At 69.9% G+C, this 13,541-nt stretch carries 13 protein-coding genes; 5 read left to right on the top strand and 8 right to left on the bottom strand.

The window, feature by feature from the left end:
- The first annotated feature begins 57 nt into the window (after nucleotides 1-57).
- Both CW362_RS00345 and CW362_RS00350 read left to right on the top strand, forming a co-directional pair.
- Nucleotides 58-414 carry a hypothetical protein gene (locus tag CW362_RS00345; protein WP_103547359.1) on the top strand — a complete coding sequence of 119 codons (357 nt, stop codon included), beginning with the start codon at nucleotides 58-60 and terminating at the stop codon, nucleotides 412-414.
- A gap of 589 nt (nucleotides 415-1,003) precedes the next feature.
- The gene (locus tag CW362_RS00350) at nucleotides 1,004-2,332 is read left to right on the top strand and encodes a phosphatase PAP2 family protein (RefSeq protein WP_103547360.1); all 1,329 of its coding nucleotides are present in this window, start codon (nucleotides 1,004-1,006) and stop codon (nucleotides 2,330-2,332) included.
- A gap of 260 nt (nucleotides 2,333-2,592) precedes the next feature.
- On the opposite strand, the gene CW362_RS00355 is transcribed toward CW362_RS00350, so the two are convergent.
- A complete protein-coding gene (locus tag CW362_RS00355; protein WP_103547195.1) occupies nucleotides 2,593-2,988 on the bottom strand; it encodes a hypothetical protein in 396 nt (131 codons plus the stop codon).
- A gap of 178 nt (nucleotides 2,989-3,166) precedes the next feature.
- Nucleotides 3,167-3,709 carry a GNAT family N-acetyltransferase gene (locus tag CW362_RS00360; protein ID WP_103547196.1) on the bottom strand — a complete coding sequence of 181 codons (543 nt, stop codon included), beginning with the start codon at nucleotides 3,707-3,709 and terminating at the stop codon, nucleotides 3,167-3,169.
- 516 nt (nucleotides 3,710-4,225) lie between these two features.
- Here CW362_RS00360 and CW362_RS00365 point away from each other — a divergent pair.
- On the top strand, nucleotides 4,226-5,167 hold the full coding sequence (locus CW362_RS00365; protein ID WP_103547197.1) for a hypothetical protein: 942 nt from the start codon (nucleotides 4,226-4,228) through the stop codon (nucleotides 5,165-5,167).
- A 200-nt stretch (nucleotides 5,168-5,367) separates the two neighbouring features.
- Here the strand turns inward: CW362_RS00365 and CW362_RS00370 are convergent, their stop codons facing one another.
- Together CW362_RS00370 and CW362_RS00375 are read right to left on the bottom strand one after the other, a co-directional pair.
- Nucleotides 5,368-7,026, bottom strand: a complete 1,659-nt coding sequence (locus tag CW362_RS00370; protein ID WP_240657583.1) for a ricin-type beta-trefoil lectin domain protein — start codon at nucleotides 7,024-7,026, stop codon at nucleotides 5,368-5,370.
- Between the two features lie 680 nt (nucleotides 7,027-7,706).
- Nucleotides 7,707-8,126, bottom strand: coding sequence for a winged helix-turn-helix transcriptional regulator (locus CW362_RS00375; protein ID WP_103547199.1), 420 nt, complete (start codon nucleotides 8,124-8,126; stop codon nucleotides 7,707-7,709).
- Between the two features lie 87 nt (nucleotides 8,127-8,213).
- On the opposite strand from CW362_RS00375, the gene CW362_RS00380 reads away from it, so the two are divergent.
- Nucleotides 8,214-9,035, top strand: coding sequence for a Rossmann-fold NAD(P)-binding domain-containing protein (locus CW362_RS00380; protein WP_103547200.1), 822 nt, complete (start codon nucleotides 8,214-8,216; stop codon nucleotides 9,033-9,035).
- A gap of 58 nt (nucleotides 9,036-9,093) precedes the next feature.
- Here CW362_RS00380 and CW362_RS00385 read toward each other — a convergent pair whose 3' ends face one another.
- The 3 genes from CW362_RS00385 to CW362_RS00395 form a co-directional block, all read right to left on the bottom strand.
- The gene (locus CW362_RS00385) at nucleotides 9,094-9,513 is read right to left on the bottom strand and encodes a DUF6234 family protein (protein WP_103547201.1); all 420 of its coding nucleotides are present in this window, start codon (nucleotides 9,511-9,513) and stop codon (nucleotides 9,094-9,096) included.
- Between the two features lie 157 nt (nucleotides 9,514-9,670).
- On the bottom strand, nucleotides 9,671-10,132 hold the full coding sequence (locus CW362_RS00390; RefSeq protein WP_103547202.1) for a zinc ribbon domain-containing protein: 462 nt from the start codon (nucleotides 10,130-10,132) through the stop codon (nucleotides 9,671-9,673).
- A 206-nt stretch (nucleotides 10,133-10,338) separates the two neighbouring features.
- Nucleotides 10,339-11,673, bottom strand: a complete 1,335-nt coding sequence (locus CW362_RS00395; protein WP_162683911.1) for a hypothetical protein — start codon at nucleotides 11,671-11,673, stop codon at nucleotides 10,339-10,341.
- Nucleotides 11,674-11,900: 227 nt separating this feature from the next.
- Between CW362_RS00395 and CW362_RS00400 the strand changes: the two genes are divergently transcribed.
- Entirely contained in the window at nucleotides 11,901-12,788 is an 888-nt protein-coding gene (locus CW362_RS00400) for a GNAT family N-acetyltransferase (protein WP_103547204.1), read from the top strand.
- A 99-nt stretch (nucleotides 12,789-12,887) separates the two neighbouring features.
- Here the strand turns inward: CW362_RS00400 and CW362_RS00405 are convergent, their stop codons facing one another.
- Nucleotides 12,888-13,205 (bottom strand): hypothetical protein, encoded by a 318-nt coding sequence (locus CW362_RS00405; protein ID WP_103547205.1) that lies wholly within the window; start codon nucleotides 13,203-13,205, stop codon nucleotides 12,888-12,890.
- Nucleotides 13,206-13,541: the final 336 nt, after the last annotated feature.

Consider the following 13,541-nt stretch of genomic DNA (forward strand, 5'->3'; position numbering starts at 1 on the left):
GCGGTGACCATCGGCGCGGGCACGACGATCACCACGCGGATGGTGAAGACTGGACAGATGCGTCACGATCCCGGCGGACTCCTGTCCATAGCACTCGGTCTCGCACTTGTCGCCGCCGGCTTCGTCTGGCGGGGACGTGTCCTGCGCCCCCTCTCGGTGAAACGGGCCCAGGCGGCCGCGACCCGGGAGCGATCCAGAAACCTGCTGCGTTCCGCGGACATGGCGATCGCCGAAGCGCGCCGCCGAGCCGCACACGGCGAACCGGCCATCGTCACGGTCAAGGACGTGACCAGGGTGGCGTGTCAGCGCTACGGGCACCTCTTCGTGGAGCGCGAAGAAGCAGCCGCCGCCCTCCGCCGGCGCTACGAGGCCGCCGACTGCCGGGTGGACTGCATGACAGACGCTTTCGACTGACCGCCTCCCCGGCGAGTGCCTGATGCCATGGGCACCAAAGCCGTCGCCTGATCGGTGGTCACACCGAAAGAGCCCACCGAGTCCGCCGACATCGGGCCCGCTCCGCTACAGACGGCGCTCGGCGCACAAGCTCTGGACCCCACCGCCACCGTCTGCGGCAGGCGGGGAGACGACGACAGGCTGATCAGTGGCCATACCTTCAGCGTGCGGGTCCTGTCGACCGCGCACGCCGAGCTGCCGCGTCGTCGTTCGGCTCGCCCGGGGTCGGCCGCCCGGCCAGGCACCGGGGCCGGAGTCATCGGAGTCACCTGACACCTCGGGGTGCCCTCGATGTCCGACCGCCGGGAGTTCTCGGCCGTTACCGCGGCGTCGATCGACCAACGCCGGATCGGCGGAACTGCCACCATCCGTGACCAGTGAAATTCACTTGCAGCGCTCCGCTAACATGATCGGCCTCACCGCGATGCCGTCAGGCCTCCTGTCGTTCACCGGAAATCCATGCTGTCCGGCACGAAGAGTGACCCATTAACCAGAAACCAACAAATCGGCCAAAAAATTGATACCTATAGCATCGCGGGCGCTTTCGCGAATAAACAGCAGAACACCATTCACCGCGCGGCGCCGGCCACGGACGGCACTGTGGACCGCGGTGGGGGCGACGGCTCTCGGATTCCTCATCACGCTGGAGATCGCGGCGCGGCACTACGGCTTGCCGGGACCGATCACCAACCAGGCGAAAGAGGTGATATTCACCCCCAAATCGGGGCCGCTTCTCTACGCCAGCATGGCGCTGATGACGGTGGTGCTCCCCCGGCGGCAACGGTTCATCGCGGCCGGCACCGCGATCGGTGTCGACGTCGCGTTCTTGCTGGTGCGGTGGGCGACCGACTCCAAACCGGCCTTCGGCAACGGCGCGTTGTGGGTCATATTGGGCTGTGCGGTCATCGCCGTCACGCGTCGCAGTGGCCAGGAGCGCATTCTGCTGCTGAAGGGGGTCGGGCTCGCCCTGCTGCTGGTGGCAGGCCGGAAGACCGGCGACACCTGGCTGCTCATCACGTCGAAGACCCGCCCGAAAGTGCTCGACCCGTACGTGGCGACCGCCGATCACGCGCTGGGCAACCCGTCCTGGCTGGTGGGCCGGATGGTCAGAGCGACCGGCCCGGTCGGCGCCCACGTTCTCGACTACGTCTACATACAGCTCGCGGTGTTCGCGGTGATCGTCACGCTGTATCAACTGCGTGACGTGGCGGTCGAGCGCCGCTTCCCGCGCCACCATCTGGTGCGCACCTTCCTCGTCATCGGCCTCCTCGGGCCGGGCATCTACATGATCTTCCCGGTGGTCGGACCGATTTTCGCCTACGGTGCCGACGGCGGGCAGTGGGCGGCGGCCGACCTCTGGCCGAACACTCCCCCGCCGGTCCACACCCCGGTCCCCATCTCGTTCGACGAGATCACTCCACGCAACTGCATGCCCAGCCTGCACACCGCGTGGGCCACCGCGATCTTCATTCATTCCCGCAAGGGTCCGCGCATGCTGCAATTCGCAGGCTCCTTCTGGCTGATCGCCACGCTCGGCGCAACGCTGGGATTCGGCTACCACTACGGCGCGGATATCGTTGCTGGTGTCGTGTTCACGCTCACCATCGAGGCAGGTCTGCGCTCGCAGGAACGTGGCTGGGACCGGTCGGGAATCCAATTGGTCGCCCACGGCGCGGCGGTCTTCACCGCGCTCCTGCTGTCCTATCGCTATCTGCCGATGGAGATGGCCGAACATCCATGGGTGTTCGGCCCCCTTGTCATGCTGGCGCTGGCCTCAGTGATCCACGTTTTTGTACGGACCACCAGGCTGTGGGATCCGACGGCCGCACCGGCACGGCTGCCGAACCCCCGATCAGAACCACAACCCGAACCGGTTTGAGACACGTTCCATCACATCGGGTCTCTCCGCGGAGAGACCCGGAGGTCACCCGACGTGAGCCCTTCCTGCATCAGGAGGGGCTCACGGCGTTGTGCCACGACGGCAAGGGCGGTCGGAGTCGAACCCGCGGCATCCGGTTGAGGATCTCCGCGGCACCGGGGACCGGGGCCGGCGCCAGGGCCACAGCACCGGTTCCAGGTGCTCACGACGTGGTCTCGGCGTTCGCGTCGGCTGCCTGAGGGCTGTGCCGCAACGACCGCTCACAGCTCCGGGAACGGTGGGGTGCCGTCCATCAATTGCAGCAACTTCCGAGCGGGTGTCGCCTCCTCCAGCCGTGCGGAGGAGGCGACGCCCTCGACGACCGACCGGCCCGCGTACACGGCCGGGCGGCCCGGGACGGGGCGGTGCCACAGGGCCCGGCCCGACTTCATGACTTTGCCGTGACCGAAGTGATCACGGCGTCGGCCCCGTCCTGGACAGCCCCGTTCACCGGGCCGAACCCTCGCCGTCTCGACATCACGGCCGCCCTCGTCGAGGACGCGCTCGGCGAGCAGCTGCTCGCCCTCCTGTTCCAGCTGCAGGCCGCCCGCACCGCCGCCGTCGCGACGAACACGGGACCGGCACGCTGCCGCCCGGCGGAACCTCTTCGACCGCATGCCCGGACAGCCGTTCCACCGCCTCCGCCGACGCCGCCTGTTCGCTGAGAACGCCGCATTTCCCGGCGCCCCGATGACTGCGGCTCGACGACTTGGAGTCGCGAGGTGTCTTCCTCGTCTTCGGACCCGTACTCGTACGCCGACGACGCTCGAACCCCTTCCGTCAGGGGTTCCCACTTCACGGGCGGTTCAGGCCCCACGTCTGTAGGGCGTAGGGCCGCCCCTTCTCCTCACCCGTGATCAGCGGCACGTCGAGCAGGGCGAAGCCCGCCTTGGTGGCCACGGCGACGCTGGCGGTGTTCTCTGCCTCCAGCTCCAGGATCACCTGCCGCGCGGCCAGCCGCTCGAAGGCGTACGCGGCCATCACCCGTACCGCCCGCACCGCCAGCCCCTGGCCGCGGTGCGCCGGGCCGACCGCGTAGCCGATCTCCATGCCCTCGGGGGCGCGGCGCAGCATCACCTCGCCGAGCGGCGCTCCGCCGTCGACCGTGATCGCGAGCAGCACGGCCGCGCCCTCCTCGCGCAGTTGCCGGTCCCGGACGAGGCGTGCGCGGGCGGCGGCTTCGTCGAAGGGGGAGACGATCGGCGTCCAGTACGCGATGTCGGGGTGGTCGAACAGCTCCGGCATCGCCGTCAGGTCCGCCTCCGTCCAGTCACGAAGGACGAGGCCCTCCCCCGAGAGCTCTATCCGCTCGGGAAAGGACGACGTGGCGCTGCTCATGGTGGGACCTCCCTGGCCTGTTCAGAACAAGGCAGGGTATCCGGAGAAATCCTCACGGCCGGGCCGACCGCACTGTCATGCGCGCTCACGCTCGCGCACCTGCCGGAACCGGTCGAGCAGGTGACACGGCAGGACCTCGGTGGGTGCGACACCGGGGCTCGATTGCGAAGGAAATGTGAACGCTCTTCACGATCCCTCGATCGGCCCGACCAGGTTCAGATCCGGGGCCCGCACGCCAGGTGACCACCCTTACCTGCCACTTTCCACCCTGACGCCCAACGCGCGGCACCTGACGTGCGGTCACGACCGAGGGTCCGACGAGCCCGTCGACGAGCCTCCAGCACGCCGCCCACCTGGAGTTTCCACTGTTGATCTTCATCGAGGATGCTGATACACACATCCTGTTCACATTTTCTTCACTCGATCGCGCGGAGCGTACGTGAGGTTCCGGGCCGCCCTGGCCGCACCGGCCGCTGCCGTCGCTCTCGCCACGCTTCCGGCCGACTCCCACGCCGGATGAACCGACATCTCACCCTGGAGAAGAACATGCGCCTTCGCGCCACCCTGCTCGCGGTCGCCACCGCGGGTGCCACCTTCGCGGTGCCGGCCGCCGCCCACGCCGCGGCCGTACCCAAGCAGACCCTGCGCCTGACCGCGGGCGCGGAGTCCGCGCCGGGCGTGTGGACCTCCCTGCGCATGGACATCGGCGCCCACACCAGCGGCAAGGCCTACCTGGACCTCTCCGACTCCAAGGGACTGCGGGAAGTGGTGTTCCAGCGCTACGACTCCAAGACCAAGAAGTGGTCGACGCTCCCCGAGGACTCGTACGGGAACACCTCGATCGCCACGGTCACCTCCACCAAGGCGGCCAGCGTCTCCCTGCGCTTCCGTCCCGCACCCCGGGACTTCTGGTCCGTGACGCCCGGCGCCGCGGTCAAGAGCACCGTGGGCGCCAGTCACTTCGTGGGCGGCCGTGCCATCAACCACGCCTCCGCCACCACCCTCGTGCGCACCGTCACCACGAAGCTGACCGGCGTGGCGAACTCCAGCACCAAGCGCGGAGTACTGCACCCCTTCACCCTGACCACCAAGAACACGACCAAGCGCAACCTCGGCGCCGTCGGTCAGGACCTGCAGATCGCCGGCAGCAGCAAGACCAAGGCCGCCTCGGCCAAGGACTTCCAGTTGCAGCAGTGGAAGACCGACTCCCAGGGGCACGGCAGCTGGAAGAACCTGACTCTGGTCAACAAGGGCGGCAGGGCGGTGGCCACCGGCATCTCGCCGGCCACCAAGGCCCTCGCTCCCGGCAAGACCGTGACGTACAAGTTCCGTCTCGCCGTCCGCACCACCGCCGTCTCCGGCCTCAACCAGGTGGGACTGATCGTGGACACCCGTGAGGGATCCCAGGTGATCGCGACCAGCCTCGCCGACTACTGGGGTTCGCCCAACTGGGACTGACACCCCGGCACAGGGTGACGGGCGGTCCACGGCGGGCATGACGCCGTGAACTCCCCGAAGGCGCTTCGCCCCGCCCGGTCCTTGCGGCGAGGCGAAGCACGCATCGCTCGTGGATCCCGTCCGACGCGCGCGGCAGCCGTACGGCTGCCGCTGTCCGGGGCGGCACGAGGGGGGTTTCTACAGGTGACCGTGCCCCTGTCTCACGCCGGTGCGAACTTCTGGGCGCCGGAGCCGTTGCAGTCCCAGATCTGTAGGCGGGTCCCGTTCGCGGTGGCACCCGACGGGGAGTCGACGCACCGGCCGGTGGTCGGGTTGGACATCGAGCCGTCGGCGTTGGCGACCCAGTTCTGGTAGCCGCCGCCGTTGCAGTTGGCCAGCTGGAGCTTGGTGCCGTTCGCGTTGGCACCACCCGCGATGTCCAGGCACTTGCCCAGTGTGCGCAGGGCCTGGCCGCTCCAGGTCCACTTCTGGTCGAGCGAGTTCGCCTGCTGGCAGTCCCACAGCTGGACCGCGGTACCGTCACCACCGGTGTCGTCACCCGCCACGTCCACGCACTTGCCGCCCGGTCCGTAGATCGGGGTGCCGATGGCGAACTGCTGGGCGCCGGAGCCGTTGCAGTCCCAGATCTGCAGGCGGGTCCCGTTCGCGGTGGCACCCGACGGGGAGTCGACGCACCGGCCGCTGGTGGGGTTGCGGAGCGAGCCGTCGGCCTGTCGCACCCACGACTGGTAGCCGCCGCTGTTGCACGTGGCGAGCTGCAACTTCGTACCCGCGGCGCTGTTGCCGCCGGCGATGTCCAGGCACTTGCCGAGGGTCTGTAGGGTCTGACCGCTCCAGGTCCAGTGCTGGTCCTTGGCCGCCGACTGGCAGTCCCACAGCTGGACCGCGGTACCGTCGCCGCCCGTGTCGTCACCCGCCACGTCGACACACTTGCCGCCCGGTCCGGTGATCGTCTGGCCGGTCACCGAACCACCGCCACCGCCACCGGAGCCCGGCCCCTTGTTGTAGACGGCCACCGAGTCGATGACCAGCTTGCCGCCGGAGACCGTGGCCGCGTTCGGGCCCCCGCCGAAGGCGTCCGGGAAGCCGCCGCCGATCGCCAGGTCGTAGATGATGAAGAAGGGGTGGTCGACCGCGTCGGCCCAGGTCGTGGCGTCCACCTGGTTGGCGTTGACGGTGAAGAAGTTGCTCCCGTCGAGGTAGAACCGGATCTGCTCCGGTGACACCGATCGGTCGATCTCCGCCGCGTAGTCGTGGAAGCCGGTCTGACAGCCCGAACAGGCACGTTCGCCCGAGCCTATGCCGGTCGACTCGTTGCACGGCCCGCCCGGGTTCACACCGCAGTGCAGGGTGCTGAAGACGGAGCTGCGGCCGTTGATGTCCTCCATGATGTCGATCTCGCCCGACTTCGGCCAGGTCACCCCGTCGCGCAGCGGCGCGCCGAGCATCCAGAACGCCGGCCAGTAGCCCGCGCCGTTGGCGGTGGTGACGTTGGGCTGTTGCAGGACGGACTCGATGCGCACGACGCCGCCGGCCGCGGCGCCGAAGCCCGCCGACTGGGTCTCCACACGCCCGGAGGTCCATCCGGCCCGGGGGTCGGAACCCGAGTGCAGCGCCTGGAGCACCAGATGCCCCTGGCCGTCGTAATAGACGTTCGAGGTGCTGCTGGTCATGGTCTCGATCTCACCGGTGCCGAAATTGCTGCCCGGACCGGTGTCGTACTTCCACAGGCCCTGGTCGATGCCGGTGCCGGAAGCGCCGTTGAAGTCGTCGCTCCAGGTGAGCGTGAAGCCCGACGGCGTCGGGGGCACTGCCGCCTGGGCGTTCAGCGTCGACGTGACGGTGGCCGCCATCGTCATCACGACGACGGGAATCAGAGAGAGCGCTCTCTTCCACGCGCCGCGCTGTGCTCGTGCAGGGAGTAATTGCATGGGTATGGCCTCCGGGGGGAAAGGCATGATCGCGCTTGTTCGCCGTACCGTCTCCGACGATCTCCACCGACGACGAGCGGTGCACGCGCCCTTGCGGATCTGGACCATGAGGAACGGGGCGAAGGCCGGCGTACGGGCTGCCGTGGACAGGCAGACCCGCGGTGGGCGGCCGGGCTCGCGACCCCCCGTCGGCAGACGCACCGTCAACACAGGTGACGACTGGTGGTGTTGAGCCTTGTGGAGTTCTGTGCGGGGCGACGCTATTGGACCGGACCAATGCAGTCAAGGTTGTCGACCGACCGTACCGGAAGGCACCGATGCCCATGGCTCGGACCGCGGAGGGCGGTTCAAGTCGTCGGACGAGCCATGGCCGTCGACCGCACCGGTGATCACCGCGTGGAAGGACCGGCCTCGGTCCGGCCACGCCGGTACCGGACCCGAGCGCGACCCGGCCGTGGACGCCACCGGCCCGGCCGTCGCGACCACGCGATCCCGGCGGCACCGCCTCGGTCGTTCACCGCGTACCGGCAGGGACGACCGGTGTCAGCGGTGACGGGCAACCCATCGGCCGTGTGCTCCCGGGGCGGTGGGATCCCGGCGTCCTCCCGTCAGCGGATGTCGTGGTCGGGGTGTGTCCGGTCGTACGCGTGCCGCGCTTCGGCGATGACGGCACGGTGGGCGAGCGACCAGTCGGCGAGCGCCTTGACCAGGTGGGTCAGACCGGCCCCGGTCCCGGTCAGGCGGTAGTCGACCTGGGCCGGGACGGTCGGGTACACGGTGCGCAGCACGAGGCCGTCGCGTTCGAGCCTGCGGACGGTGAGGGTGAGCATGCGCTGGGAGATGCCGTCGACGGCGCGCTGCAGTTCACGGAACCGGCGTGGCCCGCCCGCGAGTTCGACGATCACGAGCACCGACCATTTGTCGCCGATGCGGTCCAGGACGTCACGGATGCCGCAGTCGGGATGGTCTTCGCGCCCACAGGGGTCGAGGGCGGCCGGGGTGGTTACCCCGGTGTGCGTGAGTGACATCGAACTGCCTCCTTGTGGCCGGTGGACGCGCGGTCGAGGATCAAGCGTAGTTACCGATGAGAACCACGACGGAAGACTGCGATTGACATGATCTTGGTGACGGGAGCGAACGGGAGCCTCGGCTCGGCCACCCTCGCGGCGCTGCGCGCCGACGGCGCCGCCGCGACGGGCGGCAGCCGGACACCGGGCGAGGGGATGCGGCACCTCGACTTCGACGACCACGCGAGCCTCGACCTCACCGGGGTGTCGACCCTGGTGCTGATTTCCGCCGGCTACGCCGAGGACGACCAGGTCGTCGCCCGGCACACGGCGGTCCTGGACGCCGCCGTTCGCGACGGCGTCGAGCACGTCGTCTACACGAGCCTGACCACGGCCGGCGACCATCTCGGTTTCGCCCTGGCTCACCGTGCCACCGAGCGTCTGGTGCGGGCGAGCGGACCGGCCTGGACGATCCTGCGCAACGGCCTGTACGCCGAGCTCTTCGGCGGCCTGCTGACGTGGGCCGGGGACGGTGTGGAGTCCGCGTTCGGGGACGGTGCCCTGGCCGCGGTCGCGCGGGAGGATCTCGCCGCTGCCGCGGCGGCCGTCGCGGCGCGTCCGGCCCGGCACGGCGGGCGGGTCTACGACCTCGTCGGTACGCCGATCACGGCGGGCCGGGTGACCGACCTGCTCGGGGTCCCGCACCGCACCATCGGGCTGGGCGAGTACCGGCGCAGGCTCCTTCACGGAACGCCGGGGCTCCTGCCGTTCCAGCCGCCCATGCTCGCTTCGATCGCCACGGGCATCCGGCACGGCTTCCTGGACGGTACCGCTCCCGATCTCACGGACCTTCTCGGCCGCCCGGCCCGCGATCCACTGCCCGTGGCCGCCGCGGCCACGGCCGCCGCGCGGCCGGGAACAAGCCTCTAGTGGGCGGTGGTGACCAGGGTGGCCCCGGGCAGGGACAGGAGGAGAACCTGACGGAGCCCTACTGGTCATCACCCTTGCAGCTGACCGCTGACGGCATGTCACGACACAGGCGATCCTGATGGGACTGCACCGCGGCCCCGCCGAGGACGAGGGCGCAGACCAGGACAGCCATGACGGCCTGGGCGGCAACCGTCACGACAGCCCCGACCCGCGCGGCGATCACGGCCGCCGCGATGGCGAGGAGCCCCACTCCGCCGGCGGCGGCCAGGTACTCCCACAGCGAGTCGCTCGTGACGGTCCTGCCCGGATCCAGGTCGAACCCGGACAGGAACCAGAGTCCGAAGATCACCGCCAAGGCGATCAGCTCCAGGAGCACCAGACCGCATCCTGCTCCGATGTCGGCACCTCGGTCGGCACGGCGGCGCCGCCCCGGGCCGGTGGTCGCGTCGAAGGCCGGTGGGGCAATGGGCAGGTTCATGCCCTCGATCCTGCTCGTGCGGGCGAGGCGGCCGCATGAGTACGCGTACTCATGCCGATCCCGTGATCCACCTGACGGCCCTGGGCGGCCCTGGTGGACACGGTCGTACGGGAACCACCGGAAGCGCGGAGCGACGAGCCCGCCGGACAGGAGACGTTCAGACGTGGATGAGGATCTGCCGTAGAGGATGCCCGAGGAGGTCCGTGAGAGCGGCCAGTTCCGCGTCGGTCAGCCATGACCTGTTCGGATACAGGACCTCGATCCTGAACCGCGCGAACCCCATCGGCCAGTCGTACACCAGCTCGTCGAGCGACGTCCCGGCGCCACAACAGGGAACTGCCACCGCGAGCGTGGGGAAGCCCTCGTCGTAGCGTTCCGTGACGGCGTCGGCCCACCAGCCGGGTGCGCACTCCGCGCCGCAGTGCGGGCAGGAGATCCTCTTCAGGTTGGAGCCGCACCAGACCACTTCGACACCGTCGTGCCACTTGGCTTCCAGACCACGGCGGGCGTCGTCGTCGGGAAGCATCCGCGACAACGCGTCCGCGGCACGCTCCGCCGCATCCTCGCCGGGCTGCCAGTACGGATCCGTCGGGATCACCGTCAGGTAGTTGTCACTCATCGGCCCGTTCCCCCTGCCCACCACGATCCGCTCTCCGCCCGCCGTCCCGGCAAACCTGTCCGGTCACAGCGCCGGCGCCTGTGTGACACCGTGATCATCGCACCGATCCGGATCCGCTCGGGGGACGGATCCGACAGGAAGAGGATCGTGACACCCCGTCAACCCGATGACGGACAGGGGCGGTCGACCACGGCGTCACACGACTCCTAGTCCGGCGGTCGCGTGTAGACGACGACCACCGGACGCATGAAGTTGAACTCCTCGACTCCTCGGGCCGAGATGTCGCCGACGCCCCAGACCTGACGCGTGCCCGGTACCTGGACGAGGCTGAAGAGTTCCAGTCGCTGGGTCCGGTCGAAATCCGTGATCCTGCCGGATCTCCCCGGCATCAGGGGCGGTGCGCCGACGGTGTCGACCGTGCCGTCGACGCGGAGCCGTGCCGTCGGCCCGAGCAGACCTCGGGCTCCGTCCGAGGCGACCGGGTGAGTGGCGTCGTAGGGTGCCCGGAGCCGCTTCTCCCAGTGACTGCCGTCCCAGTGGGCGACGATCGGCGCCTCGTCGTCGCCTTCGTCCGGTTCGTCACCTCGATAGGACTGTGTGCCGACCGCCCACACCCCGTCCGGACCGGAGGCCACCACCTTCTGCAGTTCGGCGCCGTGATCGTCGCCGGGTTCGGCGGGGGCCGGGGGATCGAAGTGCGGGAAGGAAGCGAGCTGCCAGGTGCGTCCGTCGTAGTGCATGGCGGCGGGCTCGGGACGACGGGTGCCGTACACCTCTTTGCCGAGCACGAAGCCGACCGACCAGATGTCGTCGGGCGCCCGCCCGGCGATCGACGTCGCCGCGGCCGGCAGGAGCGCCTCCGTCCAGCGCGCTCCGTTCCAGTGCCAGATCGCCCGCGTCCCGGTGGGCCACTGGACAGGGGTCGTGCCGGGTCCTGCCAGCATCCACACGTCGTCCGGGGCGAAGACGGCCGCGTCCTGGTACCACTCGGCGACCCGCCCCGGTGGGGGCGGTATCTCCCGCCAGCGGTGGCCGTCCCAGCGGGCGACGAGCAGGGCGGAGTCCTTCCTCGGGTCACCGGCGAAGAGCCAGGTGTTGTCCGGTCCGGACGACAGCAGTCGGGGCCGCTGATCGGCGAGGTCCGCGAGTACCGGCAGTTCGGCGGCGGCGTCGTGGTCACGCCACTGCCGACCGTCGTAATGGAGGAAGTAGGACTCGGCGTCGCCTTCCAGCGTGGTTCCGACCGCCCAGGCGTCCCGCTCCGAGGCCGCTGCCAGACCGATCAGCATGGCGTCGTCCGATGTGCCGGAGTACGAGACCTTCCAGTTGCCCGGATTCACGTCCGCGGGCGACGGCGACGGCGACGGCGACGGCGACGGGGTGGCCTTGCCGCTCTTCGACGTGGCCGGCACCGGCCCGGTCGGTGAAGGCGCCCTGCCCTCCGCCTCCCCCGCCCGGCCTCCGCACGCGGCGAGCAGCATCAGGCACAGGACGGCGCTCGCGGCGCGCCTCGTCGTGCGACCGCGAGAGTCGGGCGTCATCACGTACCTCCGGGATCGAGCAAGATCGCGAGAGTGTAGGCCCGGATGCGGCCGCACCACCAGACCCGCGGCGGACGGACCGGCCCGCCGGCCGTCGGGCGGCTCCGGCCGCGGGTGACACCGCGAAACGCTCCTGGAGCGCACGCCGGCTCATCAGCGGCCCGGCCTCCGGCGTCACTCCTGGCGGAAAGCCAACGGGCGCACTCGCGGCACTGAGATCATGAGCCATGCGACCGGACGACTGGCATCTCACCGAAGACGTCGACAGCTTCCTCGCCCGCGCCGGAGACTTCCTGCGCTCACAGCCCGGCCGGCACATCATGCAACTCACCTGGGCCGAGAGGGTACGAAAGCGTGGGGCGGACTCGTTCGGCGCCGTGGCGCCCCTCTTCGGTGTGCTGGAACGAGGGGGTGAGGTCCACGCCACCTTCTACCGTCTCCCGCCCCGCGGTTTCGGCCTTTCCCCGCTCACCCCCGAGCAGGCGGACGCCCTCGCCGCCCGCCTGTCCGCTCTCGGGGACCCCGTTCCCCACGTCAGCTCGGACCACCGCACGGCCGCCGCTTTCGCCGAGGCCTGGCGGCGGCACACCGGCGCGACCCCGAGACTTCGCGACCCGCGGCTGCGTCTGTACCGCCTCGAGACGCTCACCCCACCGGAACCGATGCCCGCGGGCCGCGGCCGTGTCCTGGGCGAGCGGGACCTCGAACAAATCATGTTCTGGTGCGGCGAGTTCGCCCGAGCGGTCGGGGAGGACGTGTCCATCAGTGCCGACACGTGGGCCGGCACCCGCTTCGCCGACAAGCGCTACACGCTCTGGGAGACCCCTGACGGCACCCCCGTCTCCATCGCGGGCATGAACCCGCTGATCGGCGGTCAGATCCAGGTGGACATCGTCTACACGCCGGCCGACCTGCGCGGCCGCGGATACGCGGGTGCCGTGACGACAGAGGTGAGCCGCGCCGCGCTCGCCGCGGGTGCGAGGGAGGTGGTGCTGTTCGCGGACCTGTCCAACCCGACCAGCAACGCCCTCTACCAGCGCCTCGGCTATCGCACGCTCACCGATTGGAGCGTGTACGACTTCCGGCGCGACACGCCGGAGAGCCCCGCAGCGTAGCACCCGCGTCCGGGACCGGGGCCGGGCCCGGTCGCGCCCTTCGGGCGGCTGACGGTCTTCGTGGTGCGACCGGGACGGGCCCTCGCCCGGGTGCCGGGGCTACGCGGTGTGGTGCAGCCAGCGTTGGAGGACCTCGTTGACATCCGCCGGAAGAGCGCTGATCTGGTCGATGGCGGCACGGTCCTCCGGCATCGGGGGGACGCCGACGGCGGTCAGCGTCGCGTGCAGTGCCAGGCGCCGCTGGTCCCGTGGGTCCAGGGTGAAGCTGAGGCGTCGGGCGGGGTCGGGCGGCGGCAGCAGGGCGTCGATGTCGTCGCCGGGCTGGGCCGCGGCCGTCCAGGCACTGTCCCGGGGATGGACGGCATAGGGGTCGACGAAGGCACGGGAACTGGGGTTCTCACTGCTCCAAGAGGTCATCTCCGGCTCCTCACCGTATGTGCTGCGGACTACCCGTCCAGAGTTCCGTGAGAGCGGCTTCGGTTGCGTCCGCGGCCGTATGTCACGCCGACGGCGTCATCGGCGGCTGATCACTTCGTGTGACCGGCGGGACGGCGGGAGGGGCTCCGGGCCGACGACGCCACGGCGCACGCATCCGACATGAAGTGCGCCGTCCACGCTCCCGAGCGCCTCCTGAACATCAGGTCCTCTCACCCCAAAAGGGCTATTTCTCTGGCTCTTCGGTCTGTTGCTTTCGGCTTCGCGGGGGCATCCTGAAGGAACCTCCTGCCCCTCGGGGCGGAGGCCCGGGGCAGC

Source organism: Streptomyces populi, from assembly GCF_002911015.1.
In the GTDB taxonomy this organism is placed as follows: domain Bacteria; phylum Actinomycetota; class Actinomycetes; order Streptomycetales; family Streptomycetaceae; genus Streptomyces; species Streptomyces populi.

What these genes read in the sequence shown, in the direction of transcription:
- CW362_RS00355 (WP_103547195.1), bottom strand. Translation starts at nt 2,988, where the DNA reads ATGCGGTCGAAGAGGTTCCGCCGGGCGGCAGCGTGCCGGTCCCGTGTT.
- CW362_RS00375 (WP_103547199.1), bottom strand. Translation starts at nt 8,126, where the DNA reads ATGTCACTCACGCACACCGGGGTAACCACCCCGGCCGCCCTCGACCCC.
- CW362_RS00400 (WP_103547204.1), top strand. Translation starts at nt 11,901, where the DNA reads ATGCGACCGGACGACTGGCATCTCACCGAAGACGTCGACAGCTTCCTC.
- CW362_RS00405 (WP_103547205.1), bottom strand. Translation starts at nt 13,205, where the DNA reads ATGACCTCTTGGAGCAGTGAGAACCCCAGTTCCCGTGCCTTCGTCGAC.
- CW362_RS00365 (WP_103547197.1), top strand. Translation starts at nt 4,226, where the DNA reads ATGAACCGACATCTCACCCTGGAGAAGAACATGCGCCTTCGCGCCACC.
- CW362_RS00390 (WP_103547202.1), bottom strand. Translation starts at nt 10,132, where the DNA reads ATGAGTGACAACTACCTGACGGTGATCCCGACGGATCCGTACTGGCAG.
- CW362_RS00395 (WP_162683911.1), bottom strand. Translation starts at nt 11,673, where the DNA reads ATGACGCCCGACTCTCGCGGTCGCACGACGAGGCGCGCCGCGAGCGCC.
- CW362_RS00360 (WP_103547196.1), bottom strand. Translation starts at nt 3,709, where the DNA reads ATGAGCAGCGCCACGTCGTCCTTTCCCGAGCGGATAGAGCTCTCGGGG.
- CW362_RS00385 (WP_103547201.1), bottom strand. Translation starts at nt 9,513, where the DNA reads ATGAACCTGCCCATTGCCCCACCGGCCTTCGACGCGACCACCGGCCCG.
- CW362_RS00370 (WP_240657583.1), bottom strand. Translation starts at nt 7,026, where the DNA reads ATGACGATGGCGGCCACCGTCACGTCGACGCTGAACGCCCAGGCGGCA.
- CW362_RS00345 (WP_103547359.1), top strand. Translation starts at nt 58, where the DNA reads ATGCGTCACGATCCCGGCGGACTCCTGTCCATAGCACTCGGTCTCGCA.
- CW362_RS00380 (WP_103547200.1), top strand. Translation starts at nt 8,214, where the DNA reads ATGATCTTGGTGACGGGAGCGAACGGGAGCCTCGGCTCGGCCACCCTC.